Consider the following 18,883-nt stretch of genomic DNA (forward strand, 5'->3'; position numbering starts at 1 on the left):
TGGACCACTCGATCCTCAGCGGTTCGGTCGAGGTGGCCGGTGCGGGCGGCGCGGTATTCACCGGGGCGGTCTCCCGCCTCAGCCACCCGTGGCTCGCCGACCACCGCATCCTCGGAGCCACACTGGTGCCCGGCACCGCCTTCCTGGAGCTCGCGATCCGCGCCGGCGACGAGGCCGGCGGCGACCGGGTGGCGGAACTCGTGCTCGAGGCGCCGCTGGTACTGCCGGAAAGCGGCGAGGTCGCCCTGCAGGTGGCGGTGGACGGCGCGGACAGCGGCGGCAGCCGCACGGTGACCATCCACTCGCGACGCTCCGGTGACCGGGAGTGGACCCGCCACGCCAGCGGTACCCTCGCGCCCGGCTCGCCGCACGCGGCCGCGACCTCCTGCGAACCGCCCGCCGCCGCCGGGCCGGTCGACCTGGAGGGCGGCTACGAGCGCCTGGCCGAGGCCGGATACGAGTACGGGCCGGCGTTCCGGTGCCTGGCCGCCGCGTGGCGCGACGGCGACGACGTGTACGCCGAAGTCCGCCTGCCCGACACCGACCGAGCCGGCGCCTTCGGGATCCATCCGGCGCTGCTCGACGGCGCCCTGCACGCCTACGCCCTCGCCGGTGACGCGGAAGCCGCGGCCACCCTCCCGTTCTCCTGGACCAACGTGACGCTGCACGCGGCCGGGGCCGCGGCGCTGCGCGTACGCCTCAGCCGGACGGACACCGACTCGGTACGGCTGGACGCCACGGACCTGAGTGGACAGCCGGTGCTCTCGGCCGAGTCGCTCGTGCAGCGCCCCGCGCCGAGTGGCCTCGGTGCCGGCTCCGCCCTGGACCACCTGTGGCACCTGGATTGGGTGCCGGTACCCCACGCCGTACCGGCACCCGGCAATATCGCGGTCCTCGGCAGCCTTCCCGGCGTCGACGCGCGGACCGCCGCCGACCTCGGCGACGCCCTGCCGGCCGACATGGTGCTCGTGCCGCTCACCGGCGACCTCGCCGCCTACCGCCCGGCGGCCGCACACGACGAGACCGCACGCGTGCTCGGCCTGCTCCAGGCGTGGCTTGCCGACGAGCGGTCGGCCGACGCGCGGCTCGTCTTCGTGGGGCGGGGCGCGACCGACGGCACCGACGTGGCAGCGGCCGCCGTGTGGGGCCTCGTGCGGGCCGCCGAAGCGGAAAACCCCGGCTCCTTCGGCCTTGTGGACCTGGACGATGCCAGCGCCGGCGCCGTGCTGCTCGCCGGGCTCGCCACCGGTGAACCCGAGGTGCGGATCGTCGCCGGCGAGGTGCGGGCACCCCGGCTGGCCCGGATCCGTGCGACCGGGCAGGCCGTCGAGTGGCGCGGCCCGGTGCTCGTGACCGGCGGCACAGGCGGGCTCGGCGCCGCCGTGGCGCGGCATCTCGTGGCGACCCAGGGGGTACGCGACGTGGTGCTCGCCAGCCGCCGCGGCCCGGCCGCCGCCGGAGCCGGCGCGCTCGCCGCCGACCTCACCGCACTGGGCGCCACCGTCGCCGTCGAGGCCTGCGACGTGACCGACCGGGACGCGGTGGCCGCGCTGCTGAGCAGGCACTCAGTCGGCGCGGTCGTGCACACCGCGGGCGTGCTGGACGACGGCCTCGTCGGCTCCCTCACCCCGGAGCGGCTCGCGACCGTGCTGCGCCCCAAGGTGGACGCCGCCTGGCACCTGCACGAGCTGACCCGGGACCGCGACCTCTCGGCCTTCGTGGTCTTCTCCTCCCTCGCCGGTACGTTCGGCGGCGCCGGCCAGGGCAACTACGCGGCCGGCAACGCGTTTCTGGACGGGCTCGCCGCCCACCGCCGCGCGCTCGGCCTGCCGGCGGTGTCGCTGGCGTGGGGCCGTGGGACGCCGGAGTGGGCATGATGGCCGGGCTCGGCGCCGCGGAGGTGGAGCGGATGGCCCGCGCCGGGCTGCCGCCGATACCGGTCGCGCAGGGCCTCGCGCTCCTGGACGCCGCGCTGGCCGCAGGTGAGCCCGTCGTGCTGCCCGCCCGCCTGGACCTCGCGGCCGTGCGTGCCGCCGGTGACGTACCGCCCGTGCTGCGCGGGCTGGTCCGCGCCCCGGCCCGCCGCCCGACCGCCCGGGACGCCGGGGAGCTGGCGCGGCAGCTGTCCCAGGTGGACATGGCAGATCTCGTACGCGGGCAGGTCGCCCAGGTGCTGGGACACGCGGACGCCGCCGCGGTGGAGCCGGACCGCACCTTCAACGACCTCGGCTTCGACTCGCTCACCTCGGTCGAGCTGCGCAACCGCCTGCACGCGACGACAGGACTGAGGCTGCCGGCCACGCTCGTCTTCGACTACCCCACGGTGGAGGCACTCGCGGCGTACCTGCACGGCGAGCTGTCCGGTGTGGACGCCGCCGTACGCGTGCCGGTGGCGGCGCGTACCGACGTGGTGGACGACCCGGTCGTGGTCGTCGGGATGGCCTGCCGCTTTCCCGGCGGGGTCGCCTCGCCGGAGGACCTGTGGCGGCTGGTCAGCGACGGCGTCGACGCGATCAGCGAGTTTCCCACCGACCGCGGCTGGGACCTGGACACGCTCTACAACCCGGACCCCGACCAGCCCGGCACCTCGTACACGCGCGAGGGCGGGTTCCTGCACGACGCCGCCGAGTTCGACCCGGCATTCTTCGGGATGAGCCCGCGCGAGGCGACCGCGACGGACACGCAGCAACGCCTTCTGCTGGAGGTCTCCTGGGAGGCGATGGAGCGCGCCGGCATCGACCCGGTGGCGCTGCGCGGCAGCCAGACGGGCGTGTTCGCCGGCGTCATGTACAACGACTACCGGCTGCTGGGCAGCAAGGACCTGGAAGGGTTCCTCGGCAACGGCAGCGCGGCGAGTGTGGCGTCCGGCCGGGTGTCGTACACGTTCGGCTTCGAGGGGCCAGCGGTCACCGTCGACACCGCGTGCTCGTCGTCGCTCGTCGCGATGCACCTTGCCGCCCAGGCGTTGCGCGGCGGCGAGTGCGACCTGGCGCTGGCCGGCGGCGTGACGGTGATGTCCACACCGGAGACGTTCATCGACTTCTCCCGGCAGCGCGGCCTGTCCGCCGATGGCCGGTGCAAGGCGTTCTCCGACGACGCGAGCGGGGTCGGCTGGTCCGAGGGGATCGGCATGCTCGTGCTGGAGCGGGAGTCCGACGCGCTCCGCAACGGGCACCGGATCCTGGCGGTGCTCCGCGGGTCGGCGGTCAACCAGGACGGCGCCTCCAACGGGCTCACCGCGCCGAACGGCCTCGCCCAGCAGCGCGTCATCCTCCAGGCGCTGGGCAGCGGCGGCCTGTCCACGGCGGACGTGGATGTGGTGGAGGCGCACGGCACGGGCACCGCGCTCGGCGACCCGATCGAGGCACAGGCACTGCTCGCCACGTACGGCCGGGACCGGGAGCGGCCGCTGCTGCTCGGCTCGGTCAAGTCAAACCTCGGCCACACGCAGGCCGCGGCCGGCGCCGCCGGCGTGATCAAGATGATCATGGCGATGGAGCACGGGACCGCGCCGAAGACTCTCTACGCCGAGCGGCCCTCGTCCCATGTGGACTGGAGCGCGGGCGACGTACGGCTCATCGCCGAGGCGGAGGCATGGCCGGAGAGCGGCCGGCCGCGACGGGCGGCCGTCTCGTCGTTCGGCGTGAGCGGTACCAACGCGCACGTCATCCTGGAGCAGCCGCCGACCCGAAACGGTGTCACCGAGCCCGCGACCGTCACCGCGTCCGTGGCCCCGTGGCCGGTCTCCGCCAAGACGCCGGCCGGGCTGGACGCGCAGGTGCAGCGGCTCCGGGCGTTCGCGGCCACGACCAGCGCCACGGCGGCCGACGTCGGCATCTCACTGACCGGCCGGTCGGTCTTCGCGCACAGGGCCGTGCTGCTGGCCGGATCGGGCGGGCCCACCGAGGTCGCCCGCGGCACCGCCCGCTCCGGCGGCCTGGCGATCCTCTTCACCGGGCAGGGTTCGCAGCGGCTCGGCATGGGACGCGAGCTGTACGACCGGTTCCCGGCCTTCGCACAGGCGCTGGACGAGGCACTGTCCCACCTGGACGACGGGTTGCGCGACGTGATGTGGGGGACGACGCCGACCTGCTCAACCAGACGGGTTGGGCCCAGCCGGCCATCTTCGCCGTCGAGGTGGCCCTCTTCCGCCTGGTGGAGTCGCTCGGGATACGGCCCGGCCACGTAGCCGGCCACTCGATCGGTGAGGTGGCCGCCGCGTGCGCGTCCGGCGTCCTCCCGCTGGCGGACGCCGCCCGGCTCGTGTCCGCCCGGGCGGCGTTGATGCAAGCGCTGCCGCGCGGCGGTGCGATGGTGGCCGTCCAGGCCACCGAGGACGAGGTCGTGCCGCTGCTCACCGGCGCCGTCTCGATCGCCGCGGTGAACGGGCCGTCGTCGCTCGTCATCGCCGGTGAGGAGGAGGCGGTCCTCGCGGTCGCCGCCGGCTTCGCCAAGACAAGCCGGCTGCGGGTCTCGCACGCGTTCCACTCGCCGCTGATGGAGCCGATGCTGGCCGGCTTCCGTGAGGTCGTCCGCGAGCTGTCGTTCGCCCCGCCGCGCATCCCGTTCGTGGCGAGCGGTGACGTGACGTACCCCGAGTACTGGGTGCGGCACGTCCGCGAGGCGGTGCGTTTCGCCGACGGGATCAGCGCCCTGCACAGCGCCGGCGTCGCCACGTACCTGGAGCTCGGCCCGGACGCCGTGCTCTCCGGGATGGCCGCCGACTCGCTGCCGGACGAGGCCACCGTCGTACCGTTCCTGCGCCGCGACCGCGGCGAGGAGGCCAGCGCGGCCACCGCGCTCGCCAAGCTGCATGCGATCGGGGTACCGGTCGACTGGGCCGCCTACTACGCGGGTACCGGCGCGCGGCGCGTGGACGTGCCGACGCACGCGTTCCTGCGCCAGCGGTACTGGCCGGTGACCTCGGCCGGCCCGGTCGACGCCTCCGCTCTCGGCCTGGCTCCCGCCGGCCATCCGCTGCTCGGCGGTGCGGTCGACCTCGCGGGTGGCGAAGGGCTCGTGCTTACCGGGCGGCTCTCGGCGCAGGCCCACCCGTGGCTGCGCGACCACGCCGTGCTCGGTTCGGTGCTCGTGCCCGGTACCGCCCTGCTCGACCTCGCTGTCCGCGCCGCCGACGAGGCCGGCTGCGACCGGGTGGAGGAGCTGACCGTCGCCGCGCCACTGGTGCTGCCCGACCAGGGCGCGGTGGTCGTGCAGGTGCGGGTCGGTGCCGAGGAGGGTGGCCGGCGTCCGGTCGGCATCCACTCCCGCCCGGCCGGCGTCTCCGGTACCGGCTGGACCCAGCACGCCTCGGGCACGCTCGGCTCGGGCGCGGCACCGTCCACGTTCGACGCTACGGCCTGGCCGCCCGCGGGCGCGGAAGCGGTGGACGTCAGCGGCTGCTACGACGCCTTCGCCGAGTCGGGCTTCCGGTACGGGCCCGCGTTCCAAGGGCTGCGCGCCGTGTGGCGGCGCGGCGACGAGGTCTTCGCCGAGATCGAGCTGCCCGCCGCTGCCGGTGACGCAAGCGCGTACGGGCTTCATCCCGCACTCCTCGACGCCGCTCTGCACGCGGCCGGCGTGGTCGACCTCGGGGTGGCGGCTGGGGCACTGCCGTTCGCGTGGGAGGGCGTGACCCTGCTCGCCTCCGGCGCCGCCGCGCTGCGGGTGCGGCTCACCGGGGCCGGGGAGAACGCGATATCCCTCGCCGTGGCCGACGCGTCGGGTCAGGCGGTGGCCACCGTCGATCGGCTCGCGCTGCGGGTCATGCGCGCCGAGGAACTGCACCGGGTGCCGGACGGCGGCGACTCGCTGTACCGCCTGGACTGGACCGCGCTGCCGATCGAGCCGGCGGTCGAGCCGCGCTGGGCGGCGCTGACCGGCTCGCCCGCCGACCTCACCGATCCGGTACCGGAAGTGGTGCTCTACCCGGTCGGAAGCGACCCCGACGGCTCCCCTGAGTCGGTGCGGCGACTGACCACCACGGTGCTCGGCGTCCTGCAGGAGTGGCTGGAGGGCGACCGGTACGGCGACGCGCGGCTCGCGGTGGTGACCAGCGGCGCCACGACCGGTGCCGACCCGGCCGCGGCCGCTGTGTGGGGCCTGGTCCGCGCCGCGCAGGAAGAGCAGCCCGGCCGCCTCCTGCTCGTCGACGTCACCGACGCAAGCGGCCCCGACGCGGTGGCCGCCCTCGTCCCCGCCCTGTTCGCGGCCGGCGAGACACAGGCAGTGGTCCGCGACGGTGCGGTGCTCGCCGGGCGCCTCGTCCGCGCGGCCTCCGGCAACGCGTTCGCCCCGCCGCCGCACGGGCCGTGGCGGCTCGACTGCCTGCCCGCAGGCAGCCTGGACGCACTGGCGCTCGTACCGTCGCCGGAGTCGACCCGGCCGCTGTCCGGGCACGAGGTGCGCCTCGCCGTCAGCGCTACCGGCCTGAACTTCAGGGACGTGCTCACCGCTCTCGGCATGTACCCGGGCGATGTGCGGGTCTTCGGCGCCGAGGCGGCCGGCACCGTCGTGGAGGTCGGGCCCGAGGTGACCGGTCTACGGGTCGGTGACCGCGTCCTGGGGCTCGTCGACGACGGATTTGGCCCACTGGCGATTGCGGACGGCCGGCAGCTCGGCCTCGTGCCACCACAGTGGACCGACACCACGGCCGCCTCGGCACCGCTTGTCTTTCTCACCGCGTACTACGGGTTGGTGGATCTGGCGGGTTTGGTGGCGGGTGAGCGGGTGTTGATCCATGCCGGTGCTGGTGGTGTGGGGATGGCGGCGGTTCAGCTTGCGCGGTATTTGGGTGCGGAGGTCTTTGCGACGGCGAGTGAGGGTAAGTGGGAGGTGTTGCGGTCGCTGGGGTTGGATGAGGCGCATATTGCGTCGTCGCGTTCGCTTGGTTTTGCTTCGCGTTTTCCGTCGGTGGATGTGGTGTTGAACTCGCTGGCGGGTGAGTTTGTGGACGCGTCGGTGGGTTTGCTTCGGGCTGGTGGCCGGTTCGTCGAGATGGGCAAGACGGATATCCGCCGTGCTGAGGATCTGCCGGGTGTGGTGTACCGGCCTTTCGATCTGGCCGACGCGGGTCCTGAGCGGATCGGGTCGATGCTGGGCGAGCTGCTGGACCTCTTCGCGATTGACGCCCTGCGGCCGTTGCCGGTGACGTCGTGGGATGTGCGTCGGGCTGGTGAGGCGTTCCGGTTCATGAGCATGGCGAAGCATGTCGGCAAGATCGTGTTGACGATGCCGCGGGTGTGGGATCCGGGCGGGACGGTGCTGGTCACTGGCGGTACGGGTGGTTTGGGTGGTGAGTTGGCCCGGCATCTGGTGTCTGTGCGTGGGATGCGGCGGTTGTTGTTGACGAGTCGGCGTGGGTTGGCTGCGCCGGGTGCGGTGGCGTTGCGGGACGAGTTGGCGAGTCTGGGTGCCGAGGTCGAGGTCGTGGCGTGTGATGTCGCGGATCGGGAGGCGGTGGCCGGCCTGCTCAGTGGGCGGCGGTTGACGGCGGTGGTGCACACCGCGGGTGTTTTGGATGACGGGTTGGTCGGGTCGTTGACGGCGGAGCGGTTGTCCGCTGTGCTGCGGCCGAAGGTGGACGCGGCGTGGCATCTGCACGAGCTGACCCGCGACTTAGACCTCGCCGCGTTCGTCCTCTACTCCTCGTCGGCCGGTGTGCTGGGCAGTCCCGGCCAGGGCAACTACGCCGCCGGCAACGCCTACCTCGACGCCCTCGCCGCGCACCGCCGAAGCCTCGGCCTGCCCGCCATCTCACTCGCCTGGGGCGCCTGGGCGCAGGGCAACGGGATGACAAGCGGCTTGACCGACGCCGACATGGCACGCATGGCTCGCGCCGGACTCCCGCCACTGAGCGTCGAGGACGGCCTGGCGATGTTCGACGCCGCGCTCGGCCTGGACGAGGCGAACGTCGTGCCGATGGCGCTGGACCTGCCCAGGCTGCGCGCGCTCCCCGAAGTGGCGCCGCCGCTGCGGGCGCTGGTGAAGACCGGTCGGCGGGCGGCCGCCAACGGCCACGCCGCCACCGCTGTCTCGCTGGCACAGCGGCTGTCCAGCCTCCGCAAGACCGAACGGAGCCGGGCCGCGCTCGACGTCGTCCGGGGCGAGGCGGCCGCCGTGCTGGGACACAGTGGCATCGAGGCGGTCGGCTCCGACGTGGAGTTCCGGGCGCTGGGCTTCGACTCCCTCACCTCCGTCGAGCTCCGCAACCGCCTCAACGGCATCTCCGGCCTGCGACTGCCGACCACGCTCGTCTTCGACTACCCGACACCGCTCGCCGTCGCCGACTACCTGCTGACCAACCTCGTGGTGGATGAGGCACCGGCTGTCTCCCTCGCGGACGAGGTGGACCGCCTTGAGGCGGCGCTGCTGTCGTCCGCTGTGGACGAGGGCGATCCGCAGCACCTCGCCGACCGGCTGGAGCGGATGGCCGCGAAGCTGCGCCAGGCGGTGCCGGTACCGGCCGGCAAGTCGTCCGAAGAGGACATCAAGTCGGCATCCCTTGGCGAACTGCTCGACATCATCGACGACGAGCTCACCCTCTCGTGAGGAGCCGCAGCATTTCCACCGCGCGTGACGAGGACGGACCAGTGCCCGAAGACCAGCAGGACAGAGTCGTCGAGTACCTGAGGCGGGTCACCGTCGACCTCAAGCGCGCCCGCCAGCGGGTGGACGAGTTGGAGTCGCGCAACCGGGAGCCGATCGCGATCACCGGGATGGCCTGCCGCCTGCCCGGCGGGGTGCGGTCACCGGAAGATCTGTGGCGGCTCGTCGCCGAGGGGCGGGACGGCATCGGCGGGTTCCCCACCGACCGCGGCTTCGACCTCGACCGGCTCTTCGGCGCGGACGGCACGTCACGCTCCGCCACGCGCGAGGGCGGCTTTCTCGACGACGTGGCGGGGTTCGACGCCGGCTTCTTCGGCCTGTCGCCGCGCGAAGCCCTTGCCATGGAACCGCAGCAGCGGCTGCTGCTGGAGACCTCGTGGGAGGCGATCGAGCGCGCCGGCATCGACGCGACCCGGCTGCGCGGAAGCCGCACCGGCGTGTTCGTCGGCGCCTGCGGCACCGGCTACGACTCGCTGCTTTCCGAAGAGTCCGAGGGTTTCGTGCTGACCGGCACGACCGGCAGCGTGATGTCCGGTCGGGTCTCCTACACGTTCGGGCTCGAAGGCCCCGCCGTCACCATCGACACCGCCTGCTCCTCCTCACTCGTCGCACTCCACCTCGCCGTGCAGGCGCTGCGAAACGACGAGTGCTCACTCGCCCTCGTCGGCGGCGCGATGGTCTTCGCCGACCTGTTCGTCTTCGTCGAGTTTTCCAAGCAGGGCGGGCTGGCGCCGGACGGGCGGTGCAAGGCATTCGCCGAGGCGGCCGACGGCACCGGCTGGTCCGAAGGCGTCGGGGTCCTGGTCGTGGAGCGGCTCTCCGACGCGCGCCGGCTCGGGCATCCCGTGCTCGCGGTGGTGCGCGGCTCGGCGGTCAACCAGGACGGCGCCTCCAACGGTCTCTCCGCGCCGAACGGCCCCTCGCAGCAGCGGGTGATCCGGGCCGCGCTCGCCAACGCCGGCCTGTCGGCGGCGGACATCGACGCGGTAGAGGCGCACGGCACCGGTACCACGCTGGGCGATCCGATCGAGGCGCAGGCGCTCCTGGCGACGTACGGGCAGGAGCGGGAGCGGCCGCTGCTGCTCGGCTCGGTGAAGTCGAACATCGGCCACACGCAGGCGGCCGCGGGAGTCGCCGGCGTGATGAAGATGGTGCTCGCGCTGCGGCACGGGCTCGTACCCAAGACCCTCCACGTCGACTCTCCGTCGTCCCATGTGGACTGGGAAGCCGGCGGCGTAACGCTGCTGACCGAGCCGGCGCCGTGGCCCGCCGTCGACCGGCCGTGGCGGGCCGGCGTCTCGTCGTTCGGCATCAGCGGCACCAACGCACACGTGATCCTCGAACAGGCCACGGCTTCCGAGGCCGAGACCCAGTCCGCTCCCGTGCCGGCCGCCGTACCGTGGCTCGTCGCGGCCAAGAGTGAGGCGGCGCTCGATGCGCAGCTCGCGCGGCTCCGCGCACTGCCGGCACCCGCGCTCGTCGACATCGGACGGTCACTCGCCACCGGCCGGGCCCAGCTGCCGCACCGCGCCGTGCTCATGGCCTGCGAAGACGGCATGCCGGAGATCGCACGCGGCGTCGCGAGCCAGCCGCTGCTGGCGATGCTCTTCTCCGGTGGCGGCGGGCAGCGGCTCGGCATGGGGCGCGAGCTGTACCAGCGCTTCCCCGTCTTCGCCCGGGCCTTCGACGAGGTGGTCGCCGAGCTCGACCCGCACCTCGCCCGGCCCTTGCGCGAGGTGGTCTGGGGCAGCAACAAGGATCTGCTCGACCAGATGGGGCTGGCACTGCCCGCGCTGTTTGCGCTCCAGGTGTCGCTGTACCGGCTGATGGAGTCGTTCGGCGTCAGCGCCGGCTACCTCGGCGGGCACTCCAACGGCGAGGTCGTCGCCGCCCACCTGGCCGGCGTCTTCTCGCTGCCGGACGCGTGCCGGCTGGTCGCCGCCCGATCCCGTTTGATGCAGGCGTTGCCGCCGGGCGGGGCCATGGTGGCGGTACAGGCGACCGAGGCGGAGGTCCTCCCACGCCTGGCCGGCCACGAGACGCGGGCCTCCATCGCCGCCATCAACAGCCCGGCGTCCGTGGTGGTCTCCGGCGACGAGGCGACGGTACTGGAGGTGGCCGGCCACTTCGCCGCCGAAGGCCGCAAGACGTCCCGCCTCGCGATCACCCACGCCTCGCACTCACCGCTGATGGAGCCGATGCTGGAGGAGTTCCGCGCGGTCCTCGACGGACTGTCCTTTGCGGAGCCGGAGATACCGCTGCTGTCCAACCTCTCGGGCCGGATCGCCGCGCCCGACGAGGTGTGCACGCCCGACTACTGGGTGCGGCACGTACGCGGCGGGGTGCGCTTCGCCGACGGGATCGGAGCCCTCCGCGAGGCCGGCGTCTCCGCGCTGCTGGAGGTCGGGCCGAGCGGCGCGCTGTCCAGCATGGTCCAGGAGTGCCTCGGCGAGGACCCGGCAACGGTGACGCCGGTACTGCGCAAGGACCGGCCCGAGGAGGTCGCCGCCGTCACGGCCCTCGCGCGCCTGCACGTGGCCGGCGTCGCGGTCGACTGGGCCACGCTCTTCGCCGGCACCGGGTCCCGCCACGTCGACCTGCCCACGTATCCGTTCCAGCGCGAGCGGTTCTGGCCCAGCGGCGGCTCGGCGGCCGGCGATGTGCGCGCCGCCGGACTGGACGCGACCCGGCACCCGCTCGTCGGCGCGGCCGCCGAACTCGCCGACGGCTCCGGGCTCCTCTTCACCGGACGGCTGTCACTGCGCACCCACGCCTGGCTCGCCGACCATTCGGTTGGTGGGGCGGTGCTGCTGCCCGGTACGGCGTTCGTCGAGCTGGCGATCCGCGCCGCGGACGAGGTCGGCTGCGGCCGGCTCGACGGGCTGACGCTCGTGGCACCGCTGGTGCTGCCGGAGCGCGGCGCCGTACAGGTACAGGTGCGGGTCGGCCCGCAGGAGGGCGGCCGCCGCGAGCTGTCCGTGTACGGCCGGACCGAGGAGTCGGCCGACGCGGCCTGGACGCTGCACGCCACCGGCGCGCTCACCGATGATCTCGCCGCCGCCGAGGGCTTCGACACGACGGTGTGGCCGCCAGCCGGTGCCGAGCCGGCCGACCTCGCCGGCTTCTACCCGCGGATGGCCGGCAGCGGCCTCGCGTACGGGCCGGTCTTCCAGGGCCTGCGCGGCGTGTGGCGGCGCGGCGACGAGGTCTTCGCCGAGGTGGCGCTCCCGGACGGTGCGCCCGATCCGCAGGCGTACGGGCTGCACCCAGCGCTGCTGGACGCCGCGCTGCACGCGGTCGCGTTCGTGGACGGCGCCGGGGAGGGCCTGCTGCCGTTCGACTGGACGGGCGTGTCACTGCACGCGTCCGGTGCCGCGACCCTCCGCGTGCGGCTCGCCGCGACCGGCACCGGTGCCGTGTCGCTGGCCGCCGTCGACGGCTCGGGTGCCGGCGTGTTGAGCGTCGAGTCAGTCGCTTTCCGGCCGCCCGCGACGCCTCACGCCGGTACCGAATCGTTGTTTGCCATGACTTGGACCCCCACGGCCGTGGAGCCTTCGCCGCGGGCGCCGGACACCGTCCGGATCGATGCCGTCGGAGACGGAGAAGGCCCTGACGCGGTGCACGCGCTGACCGCGCGTGTGCTCGCCGTCCTCCAAGCGGCCGAGTCGGACGACCGCCGGCATGTCTTCGTCACGCGCGGCGCGGTCAGCGTGGCCGGCGAGCCCGTGCGCGACCTCGCCGGTGCCGCCGTGTCGGGCCTGGTGCGGTCCGCGCAGGCCGAGCAGCCCGGCCGGTTTCTGCTCGTCGACCTGGACGGCACCGACCTGCCCGACCTGCCGTCCGGTGGCGAGCAGGAGTACGCGGTGCGCGGTGGCACCTTCTTCGTGCCGCGGCTCGCGCGGATGTCCGATGTGGAGCTCGTGCCGCCGGTCGGCTGTCCCTGGCGGCTCGGCAGCACCCGCGGCGGAAGCCTTGACGGGCTGGCACTCGTACCGGCTCCGGAGGCGAGCCGACCATTGGCCGAGCGCGAGGTGCGCGTGGCGATCGGCGCGGCCGGCCTGAACTTCAGGGACGTGCTCACGGCTCTCGGCATGTACCCGGGCGACGTGCGGGTCTCCGGCTCGGAGGCGGCGGGCACCGTCGTGGAGATCGGGCCCGAGGTGACCGACCTGCGGGTCGGCGAGCGGGTCACCGGCATGGTGGCCGAGAGCTTCGGCCCGCTCGGCATCGCCGACGAGCGCTTTCTCGCCAGGACGCCGGCGCGGTGGTCGGACGAGACCGCCGCCTCGGTCCCGGTCGTCTTCCTCACCGCCTACTACGGGTTGGTGGATCTGGCGGGTTTGGTGGCGGGTGAGCGGGTGTTGATCCATGCCGGTGCTGGTGGTGTGGGGATGGCGGCGGTTCAGCTTGCGCGGTATTTGGGTGCGGAGGTCTTTGCGACGGCGAGTGAGGGTAAGTGGGAGGTGTTGCGGTCGCTGGGGTTGGATGAGGCGCATATTGCGTCGTCGCGTTCGCTTGGTTTTGCTTCGCGTTTTCCGTCGGTGGATGTGGTGTTGAACTCGCTGGCGGGTGAGTTTGTGGACGCGTCGGTGGGTTTGCTTCGGGCTGGTGGCCGGTTCGTCGAGATGGGCAAGACGGATATCCGCCGTGCTGAGGATCTGCCGGGTGTGGTGTACCGGCCTTTCGATCTGGCCGACGCGGGTCCTGAGCGGATCGGGTCGATGCTGGGCGAGCTGCTGGACCTCTTCGCGATTGACGCCCTGCGGCCGTTGCCGGTGACGTCGTGGGATGTGCGTCGGGCTGGTGAGGCGTTCCGGTTCATGAGCATGGCGAAGCATGTCGGCAAGATCGTGTTGACGATGCCGCGGGTGTGGGATCCGGGCGGGACGGTGCTGGTCACTGGCGGTACGGGTGGTTTGGGTGGTGAGTTGGCCCGGCATCTGGTGTCTGTGCGTGGGATGCGGCGGTTGTTGTTGACGAGTCGGCGTGGGTTGGCTGCGCCGGGTGCGGTGGCGTTGCGGGACGAGTTGGCGAGTCTGGGTGCCGAGGTCGAGGTCGTGGCGTGTGATGTCGCGGATCGGGAGGCGGTGGCCGGCCTGCTCAGTGGGCGGCGGTTGACGGCGGTGGTGCACACCGCGGGTGTTTTGGATGACGGGTTGGTCGGGTCGTTGACGGCGGAGCGGTTGTCCGCTGTGCTGCGGCCGAAGGTGGACGCGGCGTGGCATCTGCACGAGCTGACCCGCGACTTAGACCTCGCCGCGTTCGTCCTCTACTCCTCGTCGGCCGGTGTGCTGGGCAGTCCCGGCCAGGGCAACTACGCCGCCGGCAACGCCTACCTCGACGCCCTCGCCGCGCACCGCCGAAGCCTCGGCCTGCCCGCCATCTCACTCGCCTGGGGTGCGTTCACCCAGGACACCGGCATGACGGCGACCCTGACCGAGGCCGACCGCGACCGCATCACCCGCTCCGGCATGCCACTGCTGACCGTCGAGCAGGGACTGGCGCTCTTCGAGACCGCGACGTCGGTGGACGCCGCGGCGGCGGTGCCCATGCGGCTGGACCTGCGGGCGCTGCGCGGCCGGGACGCGGTGCCCGACCTGCTCCGCGGGCTGGTCCGGGCCCCGATCCGCCGCGCCGCCACGGCGGCCGGAGCGGGCGCGGAGACCTCGCTCGCCGCGACGCTGCGCGGCCTGCCCGCCGCCGAGCGGGAGCGGATGGTCGTCGACCTGCTCCGTCGCGAGGTGGCCGCCGTCCTGGGGCACGCCAGCGGCGCATCCATCGAGGTGGAGCGCCCGTTCAAGGATCTCGGGTTCGACTCGCTCACCGCCGTCGAGCTGCGCAACCGGCTCAACGCGGCGACCGGACTGCGGCTCAGCGCCACGCTCGTCTTCGACCACCCGACGATCCGGCACCTGACTGACCACACGGTCAGCGAGCTGCTCGGGGCCACGGCGGGAGACAGCGGCCCGGTCGCGGCCACCGCCTCGGGCGACGACCCGATCGTCATCGTCGGGATGGGCTGCCGGCTCCCCGGCGACGTGCGGTCACCGGACGACCTGTGGCGGCTTGTCGTCGACGAGCGGGACGCGATGGGCGGCATTCCGGCCGACCGCGGCTGGGACCTGGCCACCCTGCTCGGTCCGGACACGCCGGCCACCGCGCTCGTGGGCGGGTTCGTCGCCGACGCGATGGACTTCGACGCCGACTTCTTCGGCATCTCGCCGCGCGAGGCGCTCGCGATGGACCCGCAGCAGCGCCTGCTGCTGGAGACCGCGTGGGAAGCCCTGGAGCGGGCCGGCATCGCGCCGAGGTCGCTCGCCGGCTCGGACACCGGGGTCTTCGTCGGCGCGGGCAGCTCGGACTACGGCGCCGCGCTCCAGGACGACGAGGACTCGCAGGGTTTCGTGCTCACGGGTACGGCACTGAGCGTCATCTCCGGCCGCGTGTCGTACACGCTCGGCCTCGAAGGGCCCGCGCTCACCGTCGACACCGCCTGCTCCTCGTCGCTCGTCGCCATGCACCTCGCCGCCCAGGCGCTGCGCACCGGCGAGTGCTCGCTGGCGCTCGTCGGCGGCGTGACAGTGATGGTGGACCCGCTCATCTACACCGAGTTTCACCGGCAGGGCGGCTCGGCGGCGGACGGGCGGTGCAAGGCGTTCGCCGACGCGGCCGACGGGCCGGGCTGGTCGGAGGGGGCCGGGGTTCTCGTGCTGGAGCGCCTGTCCGACGCCCGGCGAAAGGGTCACCCGGTGCTCGCGCTGATCCGCGGCTCAGCCGTCAACCAGGACGGCGGCAGCAACGGCCTCACCGCGCCGAACGGTCCCGCCCAGCGCCGCGTCATCCGCCAGGCGCTCGCCAACGCCGGCCTCGCACCGTCCGACGTGGACGTCGTCGAGGGGCACGGCACCGGCACCGCGCTCGGCGACCCGATCGAGGCGCAGGCGGTGCTGGCCACGTACGGGCAGGACCGCGAGCGGCCGCTGCTGCTCGGCGCCGTCAAGTCGAACATCGGTCACCTCCAGGCCGCATCCGGTACCGCGGGCGTCATCAAGATGGTCGAGGCGCTGCGGCACGGCATCGCGCCGAGGACACTGCACGTGGACGCCCCTCGACGCACGTGGACTGGTCCGCCGGAGCGGTCTCGCTGCTGACGGCCAGCCAGCCGTGGCCCGAGGTGGGGCGGCCGAGGCGGGCGGCGGTGTCGTCGTTCGGCATCAGCGGCACCAACGCGCACGTCATCCTCGAAGAGCCACCCGCCGCCGAGCCGGTAGGGGAGCCGGCCGCCACGCCCGCCCTCGTCGCATGGCCGGTGTCGGCGCGCTCCGCCGCCGCGCTCGACGCGCAGATCGAGCGGCTCAACGCGCTCCCGGAGGACGCTCGGCTCGACACCGGCTACTCCCTCGCGACCGGCCGTTCCCTCTTCGAGCACCGGGCGGTCCTGCTGGCCGGTGCCGAGGGCGTGGTCGAGACCGCCCGCGGCACCGCCCGGGAGCGGACGCTCGCGCTGCTCTTCACCGGCCAGGGCGCGCAGCGGCTGGGCATGGGACGCGGGCTGTACGACCGCTTTCCCACCTTCGCCGCCGCACTCGACGAGGTGCTGTCCCACCTGGACCCCGGCCTGCGGGACGTCATGTGGGGTACGGACCGTGACCGCCTCGACCACACCGGGTGGGCGCAGCCCGCACTATTCGCCATCGAGGTCGCGCTCTACCGGCTCGTCGAGTCGCTCGGCATCCGGGCCGACCAGCTGACCGGCCACTCAATCGGCGAGGTCGCCGCCGCACATGTCGCGGGCGTCCTCACCCTCACCGACGCCGCGACGCTTGTCTCGGCCCGGGCCTCGCTGATGGGCGCCCTGCCGGCCGGTGGCGCGATGGTGGCGGTACGCGCCACGGAGGACGAGGTGAGGCCGCTGCTCACCGGCGGCGTGTCGATCGCCGCCGTCAACGGGCCCGCCTCGGTCGTCATCGCCGGCGAGGAGGAAGCCGTCCTGGCGCTGGCCGGGCGTTGGCGGGCGAAGCGGCTCGCGGTGTCGCACGCTTTCCACTCGCCGCTGATGGACCCGATGCTCGACGACTTTCACACGGTCGTGAAGGGACTGTCGTTCTCCCCACCCCGCATACCCCTCGTCGCCGGCGGCGACGTCACCTCGCCCGAGTACTGGGTGCGGCAGGTGCGCGAGCCGGTCCGCTTCGCCGACGCGGTCGCGACCCTGCGCGAGCGGGGCGTGGACGCGATGCTGGAGGTCGGCCCGGACGGTGTGCTGTCGGCGATGGTCGCCGGCGCGGCGCCCGGGGATGCGGTCGTGGTGCCGCTGCTGCGCGCCGACACCGGCGAGGAACTGGCCGCCACCACCGCCCTTGCCCGCCTGCACGTCGTAGGCGTCGACGTCGACTGGGCGGCCGCGTACGCCGGCACGGGTGCCCGCCGGATCGACCTGCCCACGTACCCGTTCCAGCGCAGCCGCTACTGGCCGGCCCGCCCCGCCGGCGATGACGGGCTCTTCCGGCCGCTGTGGACGCCGCTCGCGACCCCGGCCGGCGAACCGGCCCCGGACACCGTGCTGCTCGACATCACGCCGGACACCGGTGGTGACCTGGCCGGCACGGCGCAAGGCGCGGTGCGGGGCGCGCTCGCCGCCGTACAGTCCTGGCTCGCCGAGGAAGGCCGCACGGACTCACACCTTGTCGTGGTGACCCGCAACGCGACGGCCGTCGCGCCGGGCGACACAGTGGACGGTATCGCCGCCGCGGGCGTGTGGGGACTGGTCCGCTCGGCGCAGTCCGAGCATCCCGGCCGGATCACGCTCGTCGACGTGGACGGCACCGCCGGATCCGAGGCCGCGCTCCCGGCTGCCGTGGCCTCCGCCCGCGCGGCCGGCGAGCCCCAGGTGGCCATCCGGAGCGGCACCGCGTCCGTGCTCCGCCTCTCCCCGGTCGAAGGGCGGCCCGCGCCCACCACCCGGTGGGAGGCGGCCCGCGAGGGCACCGTGCTCATCACCGGCGGCACCGGCGCGCTCGGCGCGGCCGTCGCCCGGCACCTCGCCGGGCAGCACGGCATCCGGCACCTGCTGCTGGTCAGCCGGCGCGGTCCGGACGCCCCGGGCGCCGACGCGCTCGTCGCTGAACTGTCCGCGCTCGGCGCCACCGCGGAGGTCGCCGCCTGCGACACCGCCAACCGCGACGACCTGGCCAGCCTCCTCAGCGGACGGGCGATCAGCGCGGTCGTGCACACCGCGGCCGTCCTCGACGACGGCATGCTGCGCTCGCTGTCCGGCGAGCGGTTCGAGCGCGTGCTCCGGCCCAAGCTTGACGCCGCCGTACACCTGCACGAGCTGACCCGGGACGCCAACCTCGCCGCTTTCGTGCTCTTCTCCTCGGCGGCCGGCATCACCGGCGCACCCGGCCAGGCCAACTACGCCGCCGCGAACACCTTCCTCGACGCACTGGCCCAGCACCGCCGGGCGATCGGCCTGCCCGGCATCTCGCTCGCCTGGGGGCTGTGGGAGGAGCGGGGCGGCATCACCCGCGCCCTCGCCGAGGCGGACATCGCCCTGCTGCGCGGGCAGGGCATCGTCCCGATCACCACCGACCGGGGGCTGGAGCTGTTCGACCGCGCGTCCGATGTGGACGAGCCGCTTCTCGTCCCCGCCCGCTCGACCTGCGCGCGTTCACCGGGCGCGAGGCGCCCGCCATCCTGCGCGACCTGCCCGGCCTGCCGCCGGCACCGGCGACCGGCACCGCCGCGGCCCGCACCGACCTCGCCGCCCGTCTGCGCGGCAGCGCGCCGGGCGAGCGGGAAGGACTGCTGCTGGAGCTGGTGGTCCGGCACGTCGCCGCGGTGCTCGGTCACGAGTCGGCCCGCACGATCGACCGGGAGCGCGGCTTCGTCGACCTCGGCATGAACTCGCTGACCGCCGTCGAGCTGCGCAACCGCTTCGCCGCCGAGGCGGGCGTGCGGCTGCCGGAGACCACCCTCTACGACTACCCCACCCCGCTCGCGCTCGCCCGGCATCTCGGCACCGCCCTCGGCGTCGACGGCGACCGCGCGCCGGAGGGCATCTTCGCCGAGCTCGAACGGCTGGAGGCCGCCGTAGCCGCCGCCGAGCTCGACCAAGCCGCCCGCACCCGGCTGGCCAAACGGCTCGCCGCCGTGCAGTGGCGGCTTGAGAGCGGCGGCACCGCCGGCACCACCACGGCGGCGCTCACCCAGGCCACCGACGACGAAATGTTCGCCCTGATCGACCAGGAACTCGGAATCAACTAGAGAAGCGCCA

The 18,883-nt window shown here is 73.8% G+C and carries 4 protein-coding genes and 2 pseudogenes; all 6 read left to right on the forward strand.

Annotated elements, in window-relative coordinates:
* Window positions 1-17: 17 nt before the first annotated feature.
* Window positions 18-296: pseudogene (locus tag Phou_RS56115) on the forward strand (polyketide synthase dehydratase domain-containing protein); the annotation flags it as partial.
* 30 nt (window positions 297-326) lie between these two features.
* A pseudogene (locus tag Phou_RS55945) lies at window positions 327-6,246 on the forward strand (type I polyketide synthase); the annotation flags it as partial.
* Window positions 6,247-6,444: 198 nt separating this feature from the next.
* Window positions 6,445-8,550, forward strand: coding sequence for a type I polyketide synthase (locus Phou_RS56120; RefSeq protein WP_443094381.1), 2,106 nt, complete (start codon window positions 6,445-6,447; stop codon window positions 8,548-8,550).
* A gap of 41 nt (window positions 8,551-8,591) precedes the next feature.
* Window positions 8,592-15,758: a type I polyketide synthase gene (locus Phou_RS51805; RefSeq protein ID WP_173070400.1), complete on the forward strand. Its 7,167-nt coding sequence runs from the start codon at window positions 8,592-8,594 to the stop codon at window positions 15,756-15,758.
* Window positions 15,725-18,511: an SDR family NAD(P)-dependent oxidoreductase gene (locus Phou_RS51810; RefSeq protein WP_218579604.1), complete on the forward strand. Its 2,787-nt coding sequence runs from the start codon at window positions 15,725-15,727 to the stop codon at window positions 18,509-18,511. The genes Phou_RS51805 and Phou_RS51810 overlap by 34 nt, the downstream gene beginning before the upstream one ends.
* A complete protein-coding gene (locus Phou_RS51815) occupies window positions 18,427-18,873 on the forward strand; it encodes an acyl carrier protein (RefSeq protein ID WP_218579605.1) in 447 nt (148 codons plus the stop codon). Before Phou_RS51810 ends, Phou_RS51815 begins: the two co-directional genes overlap by 85 nt.
* The last annotated feature ends 10 nt before the right edge of the window (window positions 18,874-18,883 follow it).

The sequence above is a fragment of the Phytohabitans houttuyneae genome (assembly GCF_011764425.1).
Taxonomy (GTDB): Bacteria; Actinomycetota; Actinomycetes; order Mycobacteriales; family Micromonosporaceae; genus Phytohabitans; species Phytohabitans houttuyneae.